Source organism: Actinomadura sp. 7K507, from assembly GCF_004348425.1.
Taxonomy (GTDB): domain Bacteria; phylum Actinomycetota; class Actinomycetes; order Streptosporangiales; family Streptosporangiaceae; genus Spirillospora.
Genome location: NZ_SMKK01000455.1, coordinates 1 through 2,864 on the forward strand (window position 1 = coordinate 1; position 2,864 = coordinate 2,864).

Annotated in this window: 3 protein-coding genes; 1 reads left to right on the forward strand and 2 read right to left on the reverse strand. The window is 71.5% G+C overall.

Annotation, left to right across the window (positions count from 1 at the left end; all coding sequences use genetic code 11):
* Positions 1 to 809, reverse strand: an 809-nt coding sequence (locus E1285_RS44295; protein ID WP_132160899.1) for an HU family DNA-binding protein, incomplete at its 3' end; no start/stop codon positions are given.
* A gap of 226 nt (positions 810 to 1,035) precedes the next feature.
* Here E1285_RS44295 and E1285_RS44300 point away from each other — a divergent pair.
* The gene (locus tag E1285_RS44300) at positions 1,036 to 1,977 is read left to right on the forward strand and encodes an alpha/beta hydrolase (RefSeq protein WP_132160900.1); all 942 of its coding nucleotides are present in this window, start codon (positions 1,036 to 1,038) and stop codon (positions 1,975 to 1,977) included.
* Between the two features lie 7 nt (positions 1,978 to 1,984).
* Here E1285_RS44300 and E1285_RS44305 read toward each other — a convergent pair.
* Positions 1,985 to 2,864 (reverse strand): PDR/VanB family oxidoreductase (locus E1285_RS44305; protein WP_132160901.1); only part of this gene is annotated, 880 nt, incomplete at its 5' end.

The following is a 2,864-nucleotide window of genomic DNA, read 5'->3' on the forward strand; positions in this document are numbered from 1 at the left end:
CCCTTCACCCCGCCCGCACCCTTACCTGCGATCTTCGCCCCCTTCACGCCGCCCGCGCCCTTACCTGCGATCTTCGCGTCCTTCACGCCGTCCGCACCCTTCACACCGTCCGCAACATCCGCGCCCTTCGCGCCGTTCGAACTCCCCGCGATCTTCACCTGGTCCACGATCTTCGCGGCCTTCGCACCGCCCGCACCCTTCACGGCCTTCGCAGTGTCCGCGCCCGTCGTGGCCTTCGTGGCCTTCGTGGCCTTCGCCTTGCCTGCGATCTTCGCGTTGTCTGCGTTCTTCGGGCTCTTGGCGCTCTTCGCGGACGGGGAGGCGTCCACCTTGATCGCCTTGGCCTTCTTCGAGGCCTTCTTCGAGTCCGCCCCCGGCTTCACCTTTTTAGCCTTCTTTCCGTTCTTTCCACCGTCCTGGACGCTCTTGCCGTTCCTGGCGGCCTTGGGCTGCTCCTCCGAGCTCGGCGGCTCGGCCACGGCGCCGACCGGCGCGTCCGGCGCGGCGGCCCGCTCTCCGGCGGCCGCGGAGTCGCTCCCGGCGAGGCGGTTCCGGAACGTCTGGCCGGACCGGAAACGCGGGACCTGCGCGGCGGGCACCGTGACCGGGACGCCCGTACGCGGGTTGCGGGCACTGCGAGCCGGGCGGGACAGCCGGTCGAACGTCCCGAATCCGGTGACGATGACGCGCTCCCCGGCGGACACCCGTTCCATCACGGTCTCGACCACCGCGTCCACGTGCCGGCGGGCCACCGCCTCGTCGCTTCCCGCGCGGTCCGCCACCGCCCTGACCAGTTCGCTGCGGTTCATGCGCCATGCCCTTCACTTGGCGAAATGTGCGGCCAGCCTAGCCGGGCGCGACGGCCCGGACCTGCGGATCGCCCCTGGTGGTCAGCGTGTCCCGCAGCCGAGCGCGCCGGCTCGGCGGCGGAGGAGGCGACGAACGCGTCGGGGCCGGGCCGTTTCGCGGCACCGGGCGGCTGGGCAAATGGCGCGACCGAGCCGAGACTGGTGCCCAACAGAGAGGGGCCCCGAGGTGACATACGCCTTCGATCCGGAACTCGTCCCGTGGATCTCGATGCTGCCGCACATCACGCTCATCGACTTCGAGCAGGTCCGCCAGGGCGAGGCGGAGATGTTCGGGAAGCCGCAGTACGTGCCGCCCGTGCCGGTCGAGATCCGCGACATCGCCGTCTCGGGGCCGCAGGACGCGCCCGACGTCCCGGTGCGTGTCTTCGCGCCCGCGGACCGGGACGGCGCTCTTCCAGGGATGGTTTTCATCCACGCAGGCGGGTTCGTCCTCGGCAGCATCGACACCTCGCAAGACGACGCGACACGCATCGCCGCCGAGGTCGGCGCCGTCGTCGTGTCCGTCGGCTACCGGCTCGCCCCGGAGCACCCCTTCCCGGCCGGCCTGGAGGACTGCTACGCCGCGCTGATCTGGACGGCGGCCCACAGCACCGAACTCGGGATCGACCCCGGCCGGCTCGCGGTGGGCGGCGACAGCGCGGGCGGCGGCCTGTCCGCGGCCGTCGCGCTGATGGCCCGCGACCGCGGCGGCCCCGCACTCTGCTTCCAGCTGCTCGGCATCCCCGAACTGGACGACCGCCTCGACACCCCCTCGATGCGCACCTACACCGACACGCCGATCTGGCACCGGCCCAACGCCGAACTGAGCTGGGACTACTACCTCGGCGAAGGTGTCCGCGGCACCGACGGCGTGTCACCGTACGCGGCGCCCGCCCGCGCCGAGGACCTGTCCGGACTTCCGCCCGCCTATGTCACGACATGCGAGTTCGATCCGCTGCGCGACGAGGGCATCCGCTACGCGCAGCGCCTGATCCAGGCGGGTGTCCCGACCGAGATGCACCACTACCCGGGCACCTTCCACGGCTCCACTCTGATCACGGAGGCGGCGGTGACCAAGCGCATGCACGCCGACCGCCTGGACGCCCTCCGCCGCGCCCTGGCCTCCTAGCCCGCGCCTACAGTTCGAGGACGAGCCGCGAACCGCGAGCGCGCGAGACGCAGATCATCATGAAGCCGCCGTCCGCGCGCTCCTCCTCGGTCAGGACCGAGTCACGATGGTCGGGCTCGCCTTCGAGGACGGGCGTCTCGCACGTCCCGCACGTCCCCTCGCGGCAGGACGACAGGACCTCGACGCCCGCCTTCTCCACGGTCTCCAGAATCGAGCGGCCAGACTCGACGTTCAGGCTCCTGCCGCTCACCGCGAGCTCGACCTCGAAGGACTCGTCCGGGCCTGTCGCGGCTTTCGGGGTGAACCGCTCGGTGCGAAGCGAGCCGGCGCCCAGCGCAGCGCAGCGTTCCTCAGCCGCTGCGAGCATCGCCTCCGGCCCGCAGCAATAGACCAACGTGCCGGGCGCGACCGCCGCCAGAGCAGCATCCAGGTCGAGCAAGCCGCACTCGTCCTGGGGACGGACATCGACCCGGTCCCCATAGCCCGACAGCTCGCCTAGGAAGGCCATGGCGGAGCGCCGGCGCCCGCCGTACAGGAGCCGCCAGTCCGCCCCCGCGGCATCGGCGGCCGCCACCATCGGAAGGATCGGCGTGATGCCGATCCCGCCGGCGAGGAACAGGTAGCGGGGCGCGTCCTCCAAAGCGAAGTTGTTACGAGGCCCACGCGTCACCAGCGTGTCGCCAGGACGCACCCGCTCATGGACGACCGCCGAACCGGGCCCTTCCCTCCGGACCCCCACTCGCCACGTCCACGAGTCGCCCGGATCACCGCACAGCGAGTACTGCCGAACCAGCCCCTCACCGAGCACCACATCAACATGCGCCCCCGGCCGCCAGGACGGCAACGCACACCCGTCCGCTGCCCGCAGGGTCAGCCCCACCACCCCC